This window comes from Mesorhizobium sp. B2-5-7, assembly GCF_006440875.1.
Lineage (GTDB): Bacteria > Pseudomonadota > Alphaproteobacteria > Rhizobiales > Rhizobiaceae > Mesorhizobium > Mesorhizobium australicum.
The window spans coordinates 1-18,974 of sequence record NZ_VFUO01000006.1; the positions used below are offsets into that span (position 1 = coordinate 1).

15 protein-coding genes and 3 pseudogenes are annotated in these 18,974 nt (G+C 61.7%); 5 read left to right on the top strand and 13 right to left on the bottom strand.

Going from position 1 to position 18,974, the window contains the following annotated elements:
• Nucleotides 1–10 precede the first annotated feature (10 nt).
• The 3 genes from FJ543_RS23930 (at nucleotide 11) to FJ543_RS23940 (ending at nucleotide 5,783) form a co-directional block, all read left to right on the top strand.
• Nucleotides 11–2,668, top strand: a complete 2,658-nt coding sequence (locus FJ543_RS23930) for a VCBS domain-containing protein (RefSeq protein ID WP_246678878.1) — start codon at nucleotides 11–13, stop codon at nucleotides 2,666–2,668.
• A gap of 63 nt (nucleotides 2,669–2,731) precedes the next feature.
• Nucleotides 2,732–4,426, top strand: a complete 1,695-nt coding sequence (locus tag FJ543_RS23935) for a type I secretion system permease/ATPase (RefSeq protein WP_015319211.1) — start codon at nucleotides 2,732–2,734, stop codon at nucleotides 4,424–4,426.
• Between the two features lie 19 nt (nucleotides 4,427–4,445).
• Complete coding sequence (locus FJ543_RS23940; protein ID WP_015319210.1) at nucleotides 4,446–5,783, top strand: HlyD family type I secretion periplasmic adaptor subunit; 1,338 nt, start codon at nucleotides 4,446–4,448, stop codon at nucleotides 5,781–5,783.
• A 151-nt stretch (nucleotides 5,784–5,934) separates the two neighbouring features.
• On the opposite strand, the gene FJ543_RS23945 is transcribed toward FJ543_RS23940, so the two are convergent.
• The 7 genes and pseudogenes from FJ543_RS23945 to FJ543_RS23975 all read right to left on the bottom strand — a co-directional run bounded on the left by FJ543_RS23945 (nucleotide 5,935) and on the right by FJ543_RS23975 (nucleotide 10,413).
• On the bottom strand, nucleotides 5,935–6,402 hold the full coding sequence (locus tag FJ543_RS23945; protein WP_140877759.1) for a metallophosphoesterase family protein: 468 nt from the start codon (nucleotides 6,400–6,402) through the stop codon (nucleotides 5,935–5,937).
• Between the two features lie 10 nt (nucleotides 6,403–6,412).
• Nucleotides 6,413–7,321, bottom strand: a complete 909-nt coding sequence (locus tag FJ543_RS23950; protein ID WP_140877761.1) for a ribonuclease Z — start codon at nucleotides 7,319–7,321, stop codon at nucleotides 6,413–6,415.
• A gap of 309 nt (nucleotides 7,322–7,630) precedes the next feature.
• Nucleotides 7,631–8,263, bottom strand: a complete 633-nt coding sequence (locus tag FJ543_RS23955) for a class I SAM-dependent methyltransferase (protein WP_140877763.1) — start codon at nucleotides 8,261–8,263, stop codon at nucleotides 7,631–7,633.
• Between the two features lie 104 nt (nucleotides 8,264–8,367).
• Nucleotides 8,368–8,553, bottom strand: a pseudogene (locus tag FJ543_RS23960) (nuclear transport factor 2 family protein); the annotation flags it as partial.
• A 93-nt stretch (nucleotides 8,554–8,646) separates the two neighbouring features.
• Nucleotides 8,647–9,244 (bottom strand): annotated as a pseudogene (locus tag FJ543_RS23965) (NADPH-dependent F420 reductase).
• A gap of 31 nt (nucleotides 9,245–9,275) precedes the next feature.
• A pseudogene (locus FJ543_RS23970) lies at nucleotides 9,276–9,596 on the bottom strand (SDR family oxidoreductase); the annotation flags it as partial.
• Nucleotides 9,597–9,678: 82 nt separating this feature from the next.
• A complete protein-coding gene (locus FJ543_RS23975) occupies nucleotides 9,679–10,413 on the bottom strand; it encodes an SDR family oxidoreductase (protein WP_140823524.1) in 735 nt (244 codons plus the stop codon).
• Between the two features lie 228 nt (nucleotides 10,414–10,641).
• On the opposite strand from FJ543_RS23975, the gene FJ543_RS23980 reads away from it, so the two are divergent.
• Nucleotides 10,642–11,538 (top strand): LysR family transcriptional regulator, encoded by an 897-nt coding sequence (locus FJ543_RS23980; protein WP_140617578.1) that lies wholly within the window; start codon nucleotides 10,642–10,644, stop codon nucleotides 11,536–11,538.
• 63 nt (nucleotides 11,539–11,601) lie between these two features.
• Here the strand turns inward: FJ543_RS23980 and FJ543_RS23985 are convergent, their stop codons facing one another.
• From FJ543_RS23985 to FJ543_RS24010, 6 genes are all read right to left on the bottom strand, one after another.
• Nucleotides 11,602–12,342 (bottom strand): ribonuclease activity regulator RraA, encoded by a 741-nt coding sequence (locus tag FJ543_RS23985; RefSeq protein ID WP_140665598.1) that lies wholly within the window; start codon nucleotides 12,340–12,342, stop codon nucleotides 11,602–11,604.
• Between the two features lie 23 nt (nucleotides 12,343–12,365).
• Nucleotides 12,366–13,529 (bottom strand): mandelate racemase/muconate lactonizing enzyme family protein, encoded by a 1,164-nt coding sequence (locus FJ543_RS23990; protein ID WP_140790622.1) that lies wholly within the window; start codon nucleotides 13,527–13,529, stop codon nucleotides 12,366–12,368.
• 33 nt (nucleotides 13,530–13,562) lie between these two features.
• Entirely contained in the window at nucleotides 13,563–14,660 is a 1,098-nt protein-coding gene (locus tag FJ543_RS23995) for an ABC transporter ATP-binding protein (protein ID WP_140823523.1), read from the bottom strand.
• A 10-nt stretch (nucleotides 14,661–14,670) separates the two neighbouring features.
• Nucleotides 14,671–15,561, bottom strand: a complete 891-nt coding sequence (locus FJ543_RS24000) for a carbohydrate ABC transporter permease (protein WP_015319199.1) — start codon at nucleotides 15,559–15,561, stop codon at nucleotides 14,671–14,673.
• The gene (locus FJ543_RS24005; protein ID WP_140665607.1) at nucleotides 15,558–16,517 is read right to left on the bottom strand and encodes a sugar ABC transporter permease; all 960 of its coding nucleotides are present in this window, start codon (nucleotides 16,515–16,517) and stop codon (nucleotides 15,558–15,560) included. The genes FJ543_RS24000 and FJ543_RS24005 overlap by 4 nt, the downstream gene beginning before the upstream one ends.
• A 73-nt stretch (nucleotides 16,518–16,590) precedes the next feature.
• A complete protein-coding gene (locus tag FJ543_RS24010; RefSeq protein WP_015319197.1) occupies nucleotides 16,591–18,069 on the bottom strand; it encodes a sugar ABC transporter substrate-binding protein in 1,479 nt (492 codons plus the stop codon).
• A 184-nt stretch (nucleotides 18,070–18,253) separates the two neighbouring features.
• Between FJ543_RS24010 and FJ543_RS24015 the strand changes: the two genes are divergently transcribed.
• Complete coding sequence (locus tag FJ543_RS24015; protein WP_140665610.1) at nucleotides 18,254–18,964, top strand: GntR family transcriptional regulator; 711 nt, start codon at nucleotides 18,254–18,256, stop codon at nucleotides 18,962–18,964.
• Nucleotides 18,965–18,974 lie beyond the last annotated feature (10 nt).

The following is an 18,974-nucleotide window of genomic DNA, read 5'->3' on the forward strand; positions in this document are numbered from 1 at the left end:
CGCCCAGGTGGTGACGATCACCATCCACGGCACCAACGACGCGGCCGTCATCACCGGCACGGCGAACGGCGCAGTGATCGAGGCCAATGCGGCGCAGTCGACCGGCGGCACCCTGGTTGCCACTGATCCCGACAGCTCGAACGCCTTTGTCGTGCAGACCAACGTGGCCGGCAGCAACGGCTACGGCACGTTCTCGATCGACGCTACGGGTCACTGGACCTACGCCATGGGCAGCGCCCATAACGAGTTCGTGGGCGGCACCGACTACACCGACAGCATCACGGTGGCGACGGCTGACGGCACCTCGCAGGTCATCACCGTCACCATACACGGCACCAACGATGCACCTGTAGTAGATCTGAACGGCGCTTCAGCTGGATTCTCGACGACCTTGAACTATACAGCTGGATCTGCCGCCGCTGCCATCGCTCCTGCGGGAACAGTAACGGACATCGACTCCATCAACTTCGGCGGCGGCTCGCTCACTGTCGGGTTCACGGCAAACGGCGCGCTCACGGACCAGTTGACCATCCAGAATCAAGCCCCCGGCGCTGGCCAGATCACCGTCAGCGGCAACAGTGTGAGCTATGGTGGCACACTCATTGGTACCTTCACCGGCGGCACGAACGGGTCGAATCTGGTCGTGACCTTCAACGCCGCTGCTACGCAGGCGGCAGCGCAGGCCCTCGCCGATCATATCCTCTATGCCAACGCGACCAGCGCCACCATCGCCAAGACGGTGACCTACACGTTGGTGGATGGAGACGGTACGGCCAATGGAGGCGCGGATACCAGTAGCGTTACTGCGACGATCAGCGTTACGGGTAGCGACCTTACACCGCCGAACGTCTCGATAAGCCACCAGCTTTCGTCGAGCCAACAGGAGTCGACCTTCACTGTTCATGCGACGGATGCCAGCGGTATTCAGAGCGTTCAATTGTATGACAACGCTAGCGGTGCGCCCGTTCTCATCTATACGATGACCGCTGCGGAACTGGCTGCTGGGTCAGTGAGTGGAGACTACGTCCATACATTTATCGACGGCGCGCCTCCGTTCCCAGTCAGCAACTCTGTTCATCAAATAAGCGCGGTCGTCACCGACAACAGCTCGGCACACAATTCCAGTACGGCTGTGGACAGCGTGACATTCAAGACCAATGCTGGCGGTGGGAGCAGCTCCAAGTTCACGGCCCCCGCCGGCACCTCCGGCGAGCCTATCAACCTTGCTCTCACCGACCCATCACATGAGGGCGCGCTCATCACCGTCACGGTGAAGGATGTGCCTTCGGGCTGGACCATCGACGGCGCGACCCATAATGCCGACGGAAGCTGGACGACACAGACCAACGACCTGCACGGGCTGACCGTCACCACGCCGGTTAACTTTACCGGCGCCGCCGTTCTCGATGTCCAGATGACCTGGATCAATGCCGACGGCACCACGGGCACCGCATCGATCGCCGATAATGTCGAGGCCTACGCACCGGGTTCGCCGATCTTTGCCTGGTCCGGCGACGACGTGCTGACCGGCTCGCACGGCAACGATCTCTTCGTCTTCTCGCAACCGATCGGCGCCGACACGGTGCACAATTTCGATGCCGCGGCCGACCAGATCGATCTCATCGGCTATAACGGATTGGCGGACTTCGCCGACCTCCAGACGCATATCGCCGACGATGCCAACGGCAATGCGGTGATCGCACTCGGCGACGGACAGTCGATCACGCTGGACGGCGTGCATTCGGGCGCACTCACAGCCAGTAATTTCGTGTTCGACCAAACGCCTGTGGTCAACAATTCAGGCACCATGACGATCGGCGACGGTGCGTTGCTGCCGCTCAGCGGCATTGTCAACAACAGCGGCCTCATCTCGCTCGACTCGACCGGCAGCGATACGCTGCTGCAGGTCATCCAGCACGGCGTGACCTTGCAGGGGGGCGGGCAGATCCTGCTGTCCGACAGCGCCGCCAACATGATTTCCGGCACAGGGCCGGACGTCACTCTGGTCAACGTCGACAACACGATCTCGGGCGCCGGCCAGCTGGGCGGCGGCATGCTCAGCCTCGACAACCAGGGCACCATCATCGCCACCGGCTCGCACGCGCTGATCATCGATACCGGTGGCAGCGTCGTCACCAACTCCGGAACGCTCGAGGCAACGGGTTCGGGCGGCTTGACGGTCGCCGGCGGCCTGGCGAATTCAGGCATGCTCTGGGCCAATGGCGGCGACATCGTGATCCACGGCCAGGTTACCGGCGACGGCGATGCCACCATCGGCAATTTGTCGAAGCTGGAGTTCGGCGGCGCCTCGTCGACGGACGTCACCTTCGGACACGACGCTGCCGGCACGCTGCAACTCGACGATTCCTTCGACTACAGCGGACGGATCGGGGGCATCACCAATGATGACAGGCTGGACCTCGGCGATATCCTGTTCGGTGCGGGAACGACGGCCGTCTATCAGGCAAACCAGGATGGCAGCGGCGGAACGCTGACCGTTTCGGACGGCACCCACGGCGCCGCGCTGCATCTGGTCGGCAATTATGATGCGAACGCCTTCAAGCTTGCCGATGACGGCCAGGGTCATACCGTCGTTTCGTACAATCCGGCGGAATTCACGCTGACCGGCATCGGCAATGGAGCGATTTCAAGCGACTTCGTGGTGTGAGCGAAAAGGGCCGCCGGCTATGGCGGCTCCCTGACCTGACGTGTATCGAGTGGGGTTCTGGAAGTGGATAGCAAGTCTCGAATTGTGAAGGATGCGCTTCGGGCATGCCGCCGCTATTTCCTGGTTGCGGCGGCATTCAGCCTGGCGATCAACCTGCTCTACCTCGCTTCCCCCCTCTACATGCTGCAGATCTATGACCGGGTTGTCACCAGCGGCAGCGAAACCACGCTGGTGATGCTGACCCTGGTGTTGCTGGCAGCCTTCCTTTCGCTGGCGGGTCTCGACCTGGTCCGCGCCTGGATCCTGACGCGTGCCAGCGCCCGGCTCGACCGTCTGCTTTCGGCAAAAATCCTCGCCGCGTCCGTCGAGGCCCCATCGCCCGGTTCCTCGCCGAGCCAGCCGATCCGCGACTTCGATACGTTCAGGCAGGTCATCACCGGCAGCGGCATCCACGCTTTGTTCGATCTGCCATGGTCGCCCATCTACATCGGCATCATCTTCCTGCTGCATCCGTGGCTCGGCTTCTTCGCACTGGGCTGCTCGCTGCTCCTGATCGGCATGGCCGTGCTCAACGAGTATCTCGTGCGCTCGCCGCTGAAGCAGGCCAACGAGCTGGCGACGAACAACTATAACTTCACCGAGATGAGCCTCAGGAACTCCGAAGTCGTTCGCGCCATGGGGATGATCGACGGTCTCATCCGCCGCTGGGGGCGCGACCGCAACCTCGCGCTGCGGCGCCAGGCGGAGGCAAGCGACCGTGCCGCCTTGATGTCGGGCCTCATCCGGTTCCTGCGGCTCACCATGCAATCGCTGATCCTCGGCCTCGGCGCCTATCTGGTCATCGAACGGCAGATTACCGGCGGCACCATGTTCGCGGCGAGCCTCCTGCTGGGCAGGGGGTTGCAGCCTGTCGAGCAGATCGTTGGCCTCTGGCGCAGCCTGATCCTGGCGCGGGCAGCGTTGGCAAGGGTCGAGAGGCTGGTCGACGGGGGCGCGCGCAACGAAAGAGCGTTCAACCTGCCGAAGCCCAGCGGCATGATTTCCGTCGAGCAGGTAAGCTTTGCAATTCAAAGCCAGCAGAAAGTGCTTCTGCGCGACGTGTCGTTTCGGTTGGAAGCAGGCGAGGCGCTCGGAATCGTTGGCCCTTCCGGTGCCGGCAAGTCGACCCTGGCGCGCCACCTTGCCGGCGTCATGCAACCCAGTCGCGGCACAGTCAGGCTGGATGGCGCCGACCTGTCGCAATGGGGGCACGACGCATTAGGTGATCACATCGGCTACCTGCCGCAAGATATCGAACTCTTCTCCGATACCGTCGCCGCCAACATTGGGCGCTTCAAGACCAATGTCGACCAGGAGGTGATCGAGGCCGCGCGGCTCGCCGGCGTACACGAGATGATTATCCGACTGCCGCAGGGCTACGAGACGCAGATCGGGGAGGGCGGCGCCGTGCTGTCGGGAGGATATCGGCAACGGATTGCTCTTGCCCGGGCGGTGTTTGGAACGCCGAAACTGATCATTCTCGACGAGCCGAGTTCCAATCTCGACGCCGATGGCGATCGTGCGCTGAGCGACTGCGCGATCGAGCTCAAGCGCCGCGGCAGCACTGTTATCATTGTCTCGCACCGGCCCTCGACCTTGGCGAATGTCGACAAGATCCTGCTGTTGCGCGATGGCGCCGTCGAGGCGTTCGGCATGAGAAACGAGATCGTGGCGCTGCTCAACCAGCGCGCGGCTCCAATGGCGGTGGCGACCCAATGAGCTGTGGTCGGAGAGATCGATGAGCGACAGTGCCCTCACTTACCATAGCCTGCCTGGCGAGTCCGGCATCCTGGCTCCGGATTCCATCCGGGTGCCGGCCTATATTGGCCTGCTGATCATAATGGCCTTTTTCGGCATTTTCGGCGGCTGGGCGGCCTTTGCCCCTCTGAACGGTGCCGTGCTCGCCGATGCCATCGTCAAGGTGGAAGGCAATCGCAAGAGCGTCCAGCACTTCGACGGCGGTACGGTGAAGGAGATCCGCGTTAAGGATGGCGACGTCGTCAGGAAGGGCGACATAATGCTGAAGCTGGACGACACCAGGATTCGGTCCGAGTTCAATCTCTATGCCCAGCAATATGCACTGTTGCGCGCCACCGATGCCAGGATCCGCGCCGAATTGGACGGCAGCCAGGCGGTTGCCTTTCCCAAGGACATCCTCAAGGAGCACCAGGACTACCTCAAGGACGCAATGGCAAACCAGATCGCCGACCTGGAAAGCCAACGCGCCTCGATGGCCGGCGCAAGGCAGATCCTCGAACGGCGCATTGCCGAGCTCGAGGAGCAGATACGGGGCAAGCAGTCTCGGGTCGAATCCTACCGGGCCCAGCTCAAATCGACGATCGGCGAGAAGGCCAGCCTGTCGAAGCTGCTCAAGGCCGGTTTGACGACCCGCCCACGCGTCCTGGAACTGGAAAGGTCGGCCTCGGATTTGCAGGGCTTGATCGATGATAATCTCGGCGCCATCGGCGGCACCCAACAGAGCAAAGCTGAGCTCGAGAGCCAGATCGCACAATTGACCAATGAGCGCCGGACCAAATTGTCGGCCATGCTGATCGATACGCAATCGAACCTGTCCGACCTCATACCCAAGATGTTCGCCGCCCAGGCCGCCATGGACCGGGCCGAAGTGCGTGCACCCTATGATGGCCAAGTGATGGATCTCAGCGTTTTCTCGATCGGTGCGATCGTGGCGCCGGGCCAGACCATCCTTGACATCGTGCCGACCGAGAATTCACTGATCGTCCAGGCACAGGTTCGCGTCGAGGATATATCGAACCTGCGTCCCGACATGGCCGCCGAAGTTCGTTTCACATCATACAAGCAGCGTTCGATACCCATAATTCATGGACGCGTCGCCCGCATTTCGGCGGATCGCATTACCGACACCAAGACAGGCTTTCCCTATTATCTCGCGGACGTAGCGGTCGATCCCGTGGAATTGGCCGCAGCCCCACAGATCGCGCTTTATCCGGGCATGCCGGCGTCAGTCATGATCGTTACCGAGCAACGCACGGCGCTCGACTACATTCTAGGCCCGCTGGTTGTGTCGTTCCACTCAGCGTTTCGCCAGAAATGACGGATCAGTCCATCACCGCACGCGGCGAGAACTCCCGTTAAACAAGTCGCGAAGAATGCGTGTCTCCGCGTTACGGCGCGCCTGCCATCTTGTGAAAAATCGAGGAGACACTCGGATATAGGTGCGGGCGTGATGTGCGCGCTGAATTGGTTCAGCCGCTTGCGAAGCCCAATATAGAAGGCTCTATGCTGTCTCGAGTGATGTCGACCGTCGCAAGGGTGACAGGCAGCTTAAACCGTCGTGGGCCAGCGCTGCCCGGATTCAAATAAAGCACGCCATCCACTGTCTCCATCCCCGGCACATGCGAGTGACCGGACACGATCAAGTCGATGCCCTGGGCAACCGGGTCGATCTGCAGCGTCTTGAGATCATGAAGCACGTAGATTGCTCGCCCGGCAAGACGTACGAGCTCGGTTTCCGCGTATGGCAGCGCCCAGCCACCGGTGTCCACGTTTCCTCTGATCGCGGTAACCGGCGCGATAAAGCGAAGCGCCGTGATGATCTCAGGGCGACCGATGTCTCCTCCATGAATGATGTGGTCGACCCCGGCCAGGCAACGCGCCGCCTCCGGCCTCAGCAAGCCGTGCGTGTCCGAGATGACGCCAATTCTGAATGCCATGGCTCTGCCCCTAGACGGTGAAGGTGGTGAAATCCGTTGCGATAAGGCTGTTCGCAAACGCCTGAACGGCTTCCGCGAGAATTTCTTCGTCGGAGTACCGGCCGGAGATGTGCGTAAGAACGAGCTGCTTTACATCGCTGGTCGCTGCCAGCGACGCTGCCTCCGCGGCTGTCAGATGTCCGTAGTCGCGCGCCATCGCTGCATCTCGTTGCAGGAATGTGGCTTCGATGACAAGCAGGTCGGCGCCGCTCACCTTGTCGGCCAATCCATCAGTGGTTTCGGTGTCGCCTACAATGACCAGCTTCTTGCCAGCCTCGGGTGGTCCGAGGACTGCTTCGGGAGCAATCGTTCGGCCGTCGGGAAGAGAAATTGAGCGGCCTTCGGCCAAATCTTTCCGGATCGGACCGTCTGGCACACCGAGAGCTACCAAGCGGTCCGAACGGAGGTGACGACGCGCCGGCGTCTCGAAGACGAAGCCATAGCTGTCGGTGTCGCGATGGCGAACTTGAAAGCAATCGACGGTGAACTCATCCACCTCGAACACGCGTCCGGGGGCAAGCGGCACGAGTTGCAGCGGGATCGGCGCGCGTCCCTTACCCCAAAGGCCAGCGAGCATGCGGGCGACGACGTCAAGAGTGTCTGCGCTGCCATGAATGGTCACATGGTTCTTGCTCTGGCGGAGCCGAAGCGTCGAGAACAAGCCTGGAATCCCGAGCACGTGGTCGAAATGCGCGTGCGTGAGGAGCAGGCGATCAAGTCGCCTGAATCCGGCGCCGCTGCGCAGAAGCTGACGCTGGGTGCCTTCCCCGCAATCGACCAGCACCCGTTGACTGCCGGCTTCAACGAGCAGCGCCGGGTGATTGCGCCCGGCCGAGGGCACGCTGGCCGAGGTCCCGAGGAAGATAAGCCTGAAGGTCATGCGAGCAGTCTACCTCGCGGGCAACGAGACCTCAAAGCGGGCGAAAGAGCGGTCCTTGATAGACGTTCGCGTAGCCGGCTTGGAGCGACAAAAGAGTGAGCGTGAGCGCATTCGGCATCGCGTGTCGCGTATCGCGCCAGATTATAGGCAGTGAGATAGCTCACAATCTTCTCCGATCCCTCTTCAGTAGGGCTGCGTTACACCAGCACCTTTGCTCAAGAGAACGGACAGCCAAGGCCCCTCCGTGTGGAAACGGCAACGCTTTCACGCTTGCGGGAGCTGAGCCACTGTGCGGCGGATGACTCACTGTCAGGGCCTCAGGAACCGAAAGGCGAGACGATCGGTCTTGCCCTTGATCGAAGGATCGAACACCTTGCTCGAGTGCGGATCGTCCTTGTTCGCCAGCATGGTGCTTTCCGCGTCCAGGACGAAACCGGCCGCCTCCACCTCCTCGCGAACGGATGCAGGCTCGATCCGATGCAGCGACTGTGCCTCGCTCGTGCCGGCCCCGACGGCGGCGGCGTGGTCCACGATAACGTAGGAACCACCGGGCTTCAGCCGCTCGTAGACGGCTCGATTGAAGTCGGCTGCCGTCGCGCCCCTGGCCTGAATCAGAGCGGTGTGGAGATCGTGGTAGAACAGATGCAGCCATATAACATCCGCTGGCTGCGTGACCTCCGGCATCGCCACAAGGTCCGCCGAGACGGCTTCGATGTTCTCTCGGCCCGGCTCCTTCGCGAGCGTCCGCATGCGGCCGACCGGATCGTCCTTGAAGTGGGCGACTTCGGCCGGCACGAAGCTGTAGACACGTCCTTGGGGTCCCACGATGTCTGAGAAGACGCGGGTCCAGTCACCGTTGCCCGGGTAGACGTCGATGACGGTGAAGCCCGCATCTGCGCGTGCGAACCGGATCAACTCGGATAGCTTGGATTGGTCGTACATCGAGATCTCCTTTCGATTGAGCATTCGACGAGCGCCAGCGTGCGACGGGGCGATCCACGGCTGATCCGCCGTCTACCCCATTCGATGGCCGCAGACGGCAAGCGCTACGCCGATCCGGACGCGTCCATCTGCGAGGCGCGTGCCAGTGCTTGTGTGTCGACGTATTCCCGGATGTTGGTCAATCTGCCGTCCCGGACCGTGATGGCGAAGGTCCAGTCGTCCTCGAACGTCTTGTTCGTGGCCTTGATCCTTCCCCTCGCGGAGCCCCTCACGGTCTGGATGGTCTTCTCGATAGTCATGGGAATTTCCCTATTTCGCGCGGACCGGATCACGCTCGGTCCGGTCCGTGCATCGTGACCCTGCCGGTGGGCAGGTCGTGTTCATCAGTCGAACTTGACCAGGTCCTTGAAGATCAGATGACCCCAGCTATTTCCGCGTGCCTGAACGAGCAGCCCACCTTCCGAAAGCCCGCCAAGTTTGACGGCGAGAAGCCGAGATTTTCCGCGAGCGTACCAATCTCCGCTGCGGCAGTGTCATCGTCGCTCGCCAGGAACACGACTCTCCTGCCACCATGCACTGCTGGATCTTGGTCAAGGGTGGCAGCGCCCAAATGGTTGAATCCCTTGACCAGTCGTCCACCGGGGAAAGCCTGCGCGATGAACTTGGAAGAAGGCTGTCCTCCCAGCTTCTCAGGGGGCACGCCGTAGGCATTGGTCACATCGACGATGGTCTTCCCTTCCAGGTGGACAGCGCCTTCGCGACATCCGGATGCGACTCGAAACGGACTGCCAAAAAGATGATCTCCGCCTTGACCGCGTCCGCCAGCTTTTTGGGGATGATCGTAGGCCCGATCGCGGCCGCGCCCGCGGCAAAGCTTTCCGGGTCGCGCGTGGTTGCGACGGATACCTCGATGCCCTTGCGAGCAAATGCCTTGGCGAGGGCTCGGCCGATATTGCCGAAGCCGATAATTGCGTAGCTCATGATGTTTCTCCGATCTTGTGTGATGCCGAGGTCAGACCTGGGCCATGCCTCCATCGACGGCGAAATCTACGCCGGTGATGTAAGAGCTTTCGTCAGAAGCAAGGAACGTGACGGCAGCCGCGATTTCCTCTGGCTTGCCCCTGCGACCCATTGGGATCTGTGAAGCAAACTGGGCGGCCGCTTGCTCGGCTTGCTCGGGGGTAAGGCCCGTCGTTGTCGCCAATGCCGGGGTCTCGATTGGTCCGGGACTCATTGAATTCACGCGAATTTTGCGATCTTTCAGCTCCAGTGTCCAAGCGCGCGCGAAGTTTCGCACCGCCGCTTTACAAGCCGATCCCGCTGCTTCCGCCGGTGATGACGGCGACCTTATTTTCTAACTTTTTCATGATCTTCTATCCTTCGTTGTGTGAGCCAGGCGCGGGAACGCGCCAGCGTCAGAGTTGCGCCAGGCCGCCATCAACGGCGACCTCGCTGGCAGTCATGAAGCTGCTGTCCGACGACGCGAGAAAGGCAGCCACCGCCCCAATTTCCGCCGGATCGGCCATGCGCTGGAGCGGAGTCATCGAGGCGAAGACCTTCTGTCCTTCCTCGCCCAGCGCTTCCTTCGCGAGTTCGGTCGCCGTCGCCCCGGGCGACAGCACGTTTACGCGGATGCCGGTCCCCTTCAGGTCCTCCGCCCAGGTCCGCGCGAGGTTGCGCACTGCCGCCTTGCTCGCGCTGTAGGCAGTGAACCCCGGGGCGCCAGTGGTGCCGGCGCTCGATCCGGTCACGATGATCGAACCGCCCGGGCCCATCAGCGGCAGCGCCTTCTGGACCGTGAAGATCGTACCCTTCACATTGGTGTCGAAGGCTTCGTCAATGTGCTCGGCGGTGATCTGGCCGAGCGGAAGCGGGCCTCCAGCCCCGGCATTGGCGAAGACGATGTCGAGGCTTCCGCGTTCGGCCTTCACCGCTGCGTAGAGCCGGTCGAGGTCGGCCTCATCCGAGACCGAGCCTTTCACCGCGCGGGCATTGGGCCCGAGGTCCGCCACAGCGGCGTCGAGCGCTTGCTGCCGGCGGCCGAAGATGAAGACGAAGGCGCCTTCCTCGATGAAGCGCTTTGCAGCGGCGCGGCCGATGCCGGTAGCGCCGCCGGTGATCACGGCGGTCTTTCCATTCAGTCTGTTCATGTCGTGCGTCCTTCGTTTCGCCATCTCGGGTCTTTGGCTGTACGGTGGGTCAACCCGAGAGCCTGAACATGGGATCGCCGAAGTCGGGCGGTGAGTGCGGAATCGTGCACATCGGTGGTGCGAAAACGATCCAGTCAGACGATTGAACGCCGCAACAGTCGCGCACATTACAGCTCGGCGTGCTAGAATGGGTTTCGGAAGGCGCAGCTGGCGGCGCGGGAATGCACCATGATTGACTGGGATGACGTTCGCTACTTTCTTGCCGCCGCGCGCGGCGGCTCGGTGCGGGCTGCCGCCGAGCGCCTCGGCGTGTATCACTCGACCGTGCTGCGACGCATCGCTCAACTTGAGGAACGCCTCGGGGCGCAGATGTTCGAAAAGCTGCCTTCGGGCTACCGCCTGACGGCTGCGGGCGAGGAGGTCCTCGAGCTCGCGAACCAGATGGAAGCGTCGTCGCACCAGCTGGAGACGCGTGTCTTCGGTCGCGACCAGAGCGCGCGCGGGCTTTTGCGGGTGACAGTTCCACCGTTCCTCGCCACACACCTGCTCATGCCGGATCTCGCCGACTTCGCGCGTATGCATCCGGACATCGAGATGGAAATCTTGACCACTGGCGAGGTGGCGAATCTGACTAACCGAGAGGCCGACGTCGCGATCCGCATTGTCGCCGACCGCAAGACCCTGCCGCTCAATCTTCACGGCCTGAAGGGACCGGAGGTGTTCAGCGGCGTCTACATGTCTCGCGATCGACTACCCGCGTTGCGTGCGGGCACGCCTGATCCCCTCCGGTGGATCGCAATAGACAATCATGGAATTCCGGACTGGGCGCGCGAGGGAGAAGTTCACATCACGGGAGCTCCGTTCAGGACTCCGGATGCCGAGACGCAGATCATCGCGGCGCAGCAAGGGATCGGGATGACGAAACTGCCGTGCTTTGTCGGAGATGCCGACCCCCTGCTCGTGAGGGTGCCGGGCACCAACCCGCCCATGCATGGGACACTCTGGATTCTCACGCAGGGGGAGACACGCAAGACGAAGCGCGTTCGGCTTTTCACGGAGTTCGTATCCCGCAGGCTCGCCGCGTACGCTCCGCTTATCGCGGGACTGTCCGTAACGCGTGACTAACGCCCGTCTGGGACTTGGCGGTCGCCTGCCCTTCATGAGACATTTCGGGATCTCGATCGTCCATCAAAATTTTGGGTTGGTTGCCCGCCAAGCCTCGTACTCTTCGGTCGCACTTGGGTGCAGCGGATAATAGCGTTGCAACGACCCGCCCTCCATGAGCTTCATGCGTGAGAACTCCTCCCAGTCGTGATGTTTCTGGGATTCTTCGATCACCTTCGCGGCCATCGCAAGGGGTAGCACCACCACCCCATCATCGTCGGCGACGATGATGTCGCCGGGGATCACGGTGACACCGCCGCAGGCAATCGGAACGTTGACGGCATTGGGATAAATGCTGGTTTGCACATGGTAGTTGGGCGTCCAGCCGCGCAGCCATAGGGCCAGATCGAGCTTTTCGACATTGGGCCGGTCGCGCATGCAGCCGTCGATGACGATGCCCGCGCCGCCTCTGCCCTTGAAATACGTCGACATCATATCGCCGAAGACGCCCGAACTCATGTCGCCGCGCGCATCGACCACGACCACATCCCCTTCCTGTGCGTGGTACAGCACATGCCGGTGCAGCTGTGTTTCCGGATCGGCATATTCTCCCTCGTTGAAAAGATCGGGCCGCTGCGGCAGGAACTGCAGCGTCAGCGCCGGCCCGACGATCGATCTCCCGTGGTTCTGCGCCACCGGGCCGACCATATGCGGATTGCGGAAGCCCATATGGCCAAGCGTGCCGGCAACCGTCGCGGCGCCGATCTCCTTTAGCGCGTCGATCAGATCCTTCGGCGGCCGCGTGATGTCGGAAGTATGCGTCATTGTGGACTCCGATTGAAAGGGAACTACCAGTTCGTGACAGAACCATCGCGGCGCTTGAGGTGGGGCGCTTCCCAGAAACGGAAGCTCTGCGCCTGGACGGCCTCTTCGTTGACCTCGACGCCGAGCCCCGGCAGATCGCCCACCGGGTAGTCGGGGCCGTCGAGCCGTGGTTGCACCGGGAAAAATTCGGAATTGTCGAAGCCGAGCCTTGCTTCGGGGGCCCTGGTTTCGAGCCACGCGAAGTTGGGGACCGCGGCGGCCAGATGCACGGTCGCGGCCGTGCACACTGGACCAAGCGGATTGTGCGGCATCAGGTCCACATAGTGTGCCTCGCTCCAGCCAGCGATTTTCATTGCCTCGGTGAACCCGCCGGCATTGCAGATATCGAGCCGGTTGAACTGGTGGATGCCGCGCTCGATATAGGGCAGGAACTGCCACTTGCTGGCAAATTCCTCGCCAATGGCGAAGGGGATGTCGGTCATCGTGCGGAGGGATTCGTACGCTTCTGGCGTCTCGTCGCGTATCGGCTCCTCGAGAAAATCGAGCACGCCGCGGTCGAGCTTGTTGCAGAAGCTCGCCGCCTCCGCCACCGACAGCCGATGATGATAGTCGATGCCGAGGACGACATCGTTACCCAGCGCCCGGCGCGCCTTGTTCAGCATGGTCGCGGTAGCGCCGATCGACTCGCGTGGCTCGAAAACATCCCTGCTGTTTTGCCCGACGGGAAAGAAGCGGATCGCCTGCCAGCCTTGTGCGCGCAGTTCGCGGGCCCGCTCGATGGCAACATCGCCCTCGGCCTCGTCTCCGGTCGAGGCGAAGGTGGGGATCCGGTCGCGCTGCTTGCCGCCCAGCAATTCGTAGACCGGCACCCCCAGCGCCTTGCCCTTGATATCGTGGAGGGCGATATCGATGGCCGAAATAGCTGCCTGCAGAACCCGACCGCCTTCGAAATACTGGCTGCGATAAACCTCCTGCCAGATCCGCCCGATCTGCATGGGATCGCGGCCGATGAGAAACTCGCGATAGTGCTCGACCGCGCCGGCCACGGCCTTCTCGCGGCCGCTCAGGCCGCTCTCGCCCCAACCGAAAATGCCCTGGTCGGTCTCGACCTTGACCAGCATCTGATTGCGCGTTCCCACCCATGCCGGATAGGGTTTGATCGCCGTGATCTTAAGTTTCGTAGTCATCCACGCCCATGTCCCACACGCATCCGCCCTGTCTCAGTTGGCCTCGAGAGCCATCTCGGTTTCACCGTCGAACAGATGCATCCGCTCCTGGTCGAACTCGAGCCAGATCCGCTCGTCGGGCGCGACGGCAATGTTGGGCGGCACGCTGACGTTGACGATGGCACCGGACAGGAACGCCTGCACGAAGGTGACGTCTCCGGTTGGTTCCACCGTGTAGACCTTGGCCGGGATGCCGCCTTGCACGGCGCTCTTGTGCAGCTTGATCGTCGAGTGGCGTGCGCCGAGCACGATTTTCCTGGTCGTTGCCCCCGTGACCTTCTGGACGTTGCGCGGCGAGAGCCCGAGGCTCCAGCCCTCCGCGCTGGTCAGCACGGTGTTGCCGTTTGCCGTCGATGTCTCCAGAGGAATGAGGCTCATTGCCGGGCTGCCGATGAAGCTGGCGACGAACATGTTCACCGGATGGGCAAAGACCTGCGCCGGTGAATCGTATTGCTGCAGGAAGCCGCCATTCATCACCGCCATCTTGTCGGCCATGGTGACGGCTTCGAGCTGGTCGTGCGTCACATAGATGATCGTCGCCTTGAGGTCCTGGTGGAAGCGCTTGATCTCCGACCGCATCTGTACGCGCAGTTTCGCGTCGAGGTTGGAGAGCGGCTCGTCCATGAGAAACACCGCGGGATCGCGCACGAGCGCACGGCCCAGCGCCACACGCTGCTGCTGCCCGCCCGAAAGTTCGCGCGGCTTGCGCTCGAGCAGGTGCGTCATGTCGAGCACGCGCGCCGCTTCCTTAACCTTCTTGTCGATCTCGTCACTGGGCAGTTTGCGCATCTGTAGCGGGAACGCGAGGTTCATGTAGACCGACTTTTGCGGATAGAGCGCGTAGTTCTGGAACACCATTGCGATGTCCCGGTCCTTGGGGTCGAGATCGTTGACCACCTGGTCGCCAATGAGGATGTCGCCCGATGTGATCGGGGTCAGCCCGGCAACGAGATTGAGCGTGGTCGTCTTTCCGCAGCCTGAAGGGCCGACAAGCGCAACGAACTCGCCGTCGTTGACCGTCAGTGAAACGTCGTTGACGGCCTTGAAGCCGCCATAGGTCTTGACGAGATCTTTGAGGACCACATGGGCCATCGGCAACTCCCTAATGCTTGACCGCGCCTTCTGTCAGGGCGCGTACGAAGTATCGCTGCAGGACGAGGAACAGCACCACGACAGGCACGCTCATCATGAAGCTCGCCGCCATCAGTCCCGGAAAGTCCGTCGTGTTTTCCGAGAAGAAGCGCTGGATGCCGACCGGCAGGGTCAACTGTTCATTTTTGGAGAGGAACGTGTAGGCGTAGATGTACTCGTTCCACGCGCCGATGAAGGAATAGATCGCGGTGGCGATGATCCCCGGCGTCGAGAGCGGCATCACGATCATGATGAAGGCCTGGAACCGTGTTGCCCCATCGATACGCGCCGCCTGCTCGAGCTGCACCGGGATGTTGTCGTAAAAACCCTTAAGCAGCCAGATCGCCAGGGGCAGGCCGAAGGTGAGATAGGTCAGGATCAGCGAGCCATGCGTGTTCACCAGCCCGATCGCACGCATCAGGATGAAGAGCGGCACGAGAAAGATCACCGCCGGGAACATGTTGCGCAGCAGCACGGCGAAGAACAGGAAGTTCCGGCCGGGGAAGGTGAAGCGCGAAAACGCGTAGGCCGCGGGGACGGCAACGATCACCGAAAGGATTGTCGTGACGGTCGACACGAACAGGCTGTTCCAGAAGAAGCGCAGGAAGTCCTGGCCGACGCTGTTCTGCGGATCGAGCAGCTTCTTGTAGCTGGCAAGCGTAGGCTCGTTTGGCCACCATTGCGGCGGGAATTGCGTCGCCGCGAAGCCGGACTTGATCGAGGTGATCAGCATCCAGATCATCGGCACCGCGGTGTAAATCAGCATGAACAAGAGGAAGATGCGCCCGGCCCAGCGCCATCCGTCGACGCGCATGCGGCGATGGGGCCGGCCTCGGGAGGCTGTCTCTGCAAGCGTGCTCATGTGCTCCCCTCTTTCCGCTCGTTGCCGCTCAGCGCCCGGACGTAGAAATAGCCCAGCGTCATCAGGATGAGGAACAGGAGCACCGAATAAGCCGATGCCACGCCCCAGCGCTGGCGGCCGAAGGCGAGCTCATAGATGTGGGTTATCCAGATATGCGATGCGTTCGACGGCCCGCCTGCGGTCATGATCCAGGGGATGATGAAGGAATTGAAGTTGGCCACCGCGAGCAGCAGGATCGTCACCACCGAGACGTTGCGCAAGTGCGGGAAAGTGACGTGCCAGAAGCGCTGCCATGCATTGGCCCCGTCGACCTTGGCGGCCCGCAACAATTGCTCGGGGACTGTCTGCAGGCCGGCCATCATCATGATCATGGCAAACGGAAACTCGCGCCAGATATTGACGACGATCAGGGAGGGCAGCACCGTGCTGACGTTGTCGATGAAATTGGGTGGCCGGTCAGTCAATCCGAGGCCGACCAGCACCGCGCCGATGATGCCGAAATCCGAATGGTAGATCCACTTCCAGATATAGGAGGCGGCAACGGCGCTGATCACCCAGGGAATGATCAGGATGGCGCGCAGGACGCCGCGGCCGACAAAGTCTCGGTGCAGCGCCAGCGCCGTGGCAAACCCCAGGACAAAGGAGATGAAAGTGGATCCGAATGTCCAGATCAGGGTGTTCCAGGTTACTTTCCAGAACACATCGCTGGTGAGGATGGTGGTGTAATTGTCGAAGCCGATGAAGGTCTTGTCGCGGAGCTGCAGACCGGGCGGCGTCTTATAGAACGACAGCTCGATCGTGTAGTAGATCGGATAGGCGATGACGACGAGCATCACGGCGATCGCCGGGAGCACGTATGCGTAGTCGGCGCGATGGGCCCAGACGTTCCGCAATGCGCCTGACCCGCCGGGTTGCGATTTTCGGCGAGCCTCGGCCTTGCCGGTCACGATCGTCACTGTGGCGTGCCCTTGTTTTTCGAAAAGAACCGGCTGCGCTCTTGGCGCAGCCGGTTCGCAGGTCAGGTTGGGACTAGAGCCCGCCCATTAGGTCTTTCACCTTCTTGGCCGCATCGTCCGCTGCCTGGTCGACGGTCATCGCGCCGGTCAGCGCATTCTGCAGCATGTCCGGGACGATGATATTCATGATCTCGGGGGATTCCGGCAGCGCCGGGAAGGGGATGCCATAGGGCAGCATCGAAGTCGTGACATCGAGGAACTTGATATGGTCCAGACGTTCCTTCATCCATTTGGTCTTGAAGCCGTTAAGATTGCCCGGGTTCGAGCCGGCATAGGCCATCTTCAGCGACCATTCGGGGCTCGCCCACATGCAGATCATCGCCTTCGCGGCCGGCTCGTCCACCTTGCCACCCTCTACATACTCGGGCTTCAGGATGTGAATGTTCGAGCCGCCGAACACGACGGCGCGCTTGCCGTCAGGACCGGTCGGGATCAGGCCGTAGCGCATATTGTCGATGACGGTCTGCGCCTTGTCCTTGTCGGTCCCGGTCGCCTTGGCCTGCAGGTCGAGCATGACGTTGTAGTCGGACGGGTGGGAAACCATCATGCCCAACTGGCCGGCGACGAACAGAGGCTGGTTGTCGGCCTGCTGGTTGGTAAGTGCCGAAACCGGAACCGACTTGTCGCGGACATACATGTCGTATGAGGCTTGCAGCGCCGCCTTGCTCTGCGGGCTGTCGAGTTCCACCTCCTTGTAAGTCGGGTTCGCGGTGGCTTCGTCGAAGACGCCGCCGCCATAGGCCCACAGCTGTGGCATGAAGCGATAGGGCGTATTGCCGGCATTCTTGCGAGCCACGAGGCCGTAACCGGCAATGCCGAGCTTGTCGTGGATCTGCTTGGAATATTTGACGACGTCGTCCCAGGTTGCGGGAGCCTTGTCCGGATCGAGACCCGCACGCTTGAAGATGTCGGCATTCCAGATGAACGCCATCGTCTCGTTGTTCGTTGGAACGCCGTATGTGACCCCATCCCAGGTCACGGCCTTCATGGCGCCGGGCCAGAAATCCTCGGTCGAATAGCCCACATCCTCCGGTTTGAGCGGCTGTAGATAGCCTTTCGAGGCGAATTCGGTACCGCCCAGGATTTGCAGGCGCACCGCCATCGGCGCGGCATTGCCCAGGAGCGCGGTGCGGAACTTGTCGAGAAGGTCGTTATAGGTGAGGGCCTGTTCCTCGAGCTTGATGTTCGGATAGGTCTTGCGGAAAGTCTCGAAGAAATCCTTGTAGTACTGGCGCAGCAGGTCGGGATCGCCCTCGAACACGCCCTGATACCAGAAAGTCAGTCGCCCCTTGTAATCCAGCGGCGTGACCTTGGCGCAATCGCCGGCCGTGTCGAAATCCTGTGTTCCCGCGATGGAGCGCACATATTCGGGCGACCATTTGCTGAGGTCGACCGGTGGCGCACCCAACGCCGATGTGGACATAAGTGATGCCGTCAAAATACCGACGACAGTGCCGCGCAGGACCGCACTGCCGAGCATGATCCTCGTCATAGGTATCCTCCCTGGTTCTCCGCCCTGCGATCGCGAGGATGGTTATTGCAGTACGGTGTATCCTCTCGACCACTTGGTACGTTTTCAGAACATGGATTGCCTGTCAACGCACGAGATCGTACATTGTTTATGGGAACCGTGCGTGATATCGGACAGACTGTGTATTAATTTGGGGAGCCGGCCCTTGGCCGAAACAGACGATTTCAAAGCCAAGCCACCCCCGGGGATCGACGCCACCGGAGCCTCCAGCGAGGGTGCCTCGCTTTACGAACTGATCAGGGAAGACATCATCGAGGGACGGCTCGCCGCCAACGAACGGCTTGTTGTGACCGATCTCGCCCGCCGCCACGGCACGTCGACCAATCCCGTGCGCGAGGCCCTGCAACTGTTGCGGGGCGAGGGGTTCGTCATCTTTTCTCCCAACCGCGGGGCGCGTGTAAGGCCCATCGATCAGGATTTCGTCCGCGATATCTACGAGATCGGAGTTCTGATCGAGCCAGCCCTGACGCGATGGTTTGTAGGTATGGCCACCGGCGAGGACATCGCCGAACTCGAACGCATCCAAGGCCTGATCGAAGAGAACAATTTCGCCGACACGTTCAGGCACAGTGAACTGGATACCGCATTTCACACGGTGATGTACCAGCGGCACTATAACCGCCATGCCGCCGAGCTCTGGTGGAAGCATCGCGAAGTGCTGCGAGCGGTGAGCCGGCGTTTCAATTTCACGCTCGCGCGGCGTGCCGCGATCATTCGTGAGCATCGCGAACTCATTGCGCTCATCAAGGCCGGGGAGGCCGACAAGGCGGCCGAACTCATCTCCCGCCACGTCGAGGGTTCCGGCCGGCATGTTCTCGAACAGATGCGTGCACGCAACGCCGCTCGGGCCGGATAGGACGAGGGGT

What these genes read in the sequence shown, in the direction of transcription:
- FJ543_RS23940 (WP_015319210.1), top strand. Translation starts at nt 4,446, where the DNA reads ATGAGCGACAGTGCCCTCACTTACCATAGCCTGCCTGGCGAGTCCGGC.
- FJ543_RS23945 (WP_140877759.1), bottom strand. Translation starts at nt 6,402, where the DNA reads ATGGCATTCAGAATTGGCGTCATCTCGGACACGCACGGCTTGCTGAGG.
- FJ543_RS23950 (WP_140877761.1), bottom strand. Translation starts at nt 7,321, where the DNA reads ATGACCTTCAGGCTTATCTTCCTCGGGACCTCGGCCAGCGTGCCCTCG.
- FJ543_RS23955 (WP_140877763.1), bottom strand. Translation starts at nt 8,263, where the DNA reads ATGTACGACCAATCCAAGCTATCCGAGTTGATCCGGTTCGCACGCGCA.
- FJ543_RS23975 (WP_140823524.1), bottom strand. Translation starts at nt 10,413, where the DNA reads ATGAACAGACTGAATGGAAAGACCGCCGTGATCACCGGCGGCGCTACC.
- FJ543_RS23980 (WP_140617578.1), top strand. Translation starts at nt 10,642, where the DNA reads ATGATTGACTGGGATGACGTTCGCTACTTTCTTGCCGCCGCGCGCGGC.
- FJ543_RS23985 (WP_140665598.1), bottom strand. Translation starts at nt 12,342, where the DNA reads ATGACGCATACTTCCGACATCACGCGGCCGCCGAAGGATCTGATCGAC.
- FJ543_RS23990 (WP_140790622.1), bottom strand. Translation starts at nt 13,529, where the DNA reads ATGACTACGAAACTTAAGATCACGGCGATCAAACCCTATCCGGCATGG.
- FJ543_RS23995 (WP_140823523.1), bottom strand. Translation starts at nt 14,660, where the DNA reads ATGGCCCATGTGGTCCTCAAAGATCTCGTCAAGACCTATGGCGGCTTC.
- FJ543_RS24000 (WP_015319199.1), bottom strand. Translation starts at nt 15,561, where the DNA reads ATGAGCACGCTTGCAGAGACAGCCTCCCGAGGCCGGCCCCATCGCCGC.
- FJ543_RS24010 (WP_015319197.1), bottom strand. Translation starts at nt 18,069, where the DNA reads ATGACGAGGATCATGCTCGGCAGTGCGGTCCTGCGCGGCACTGTCGTC.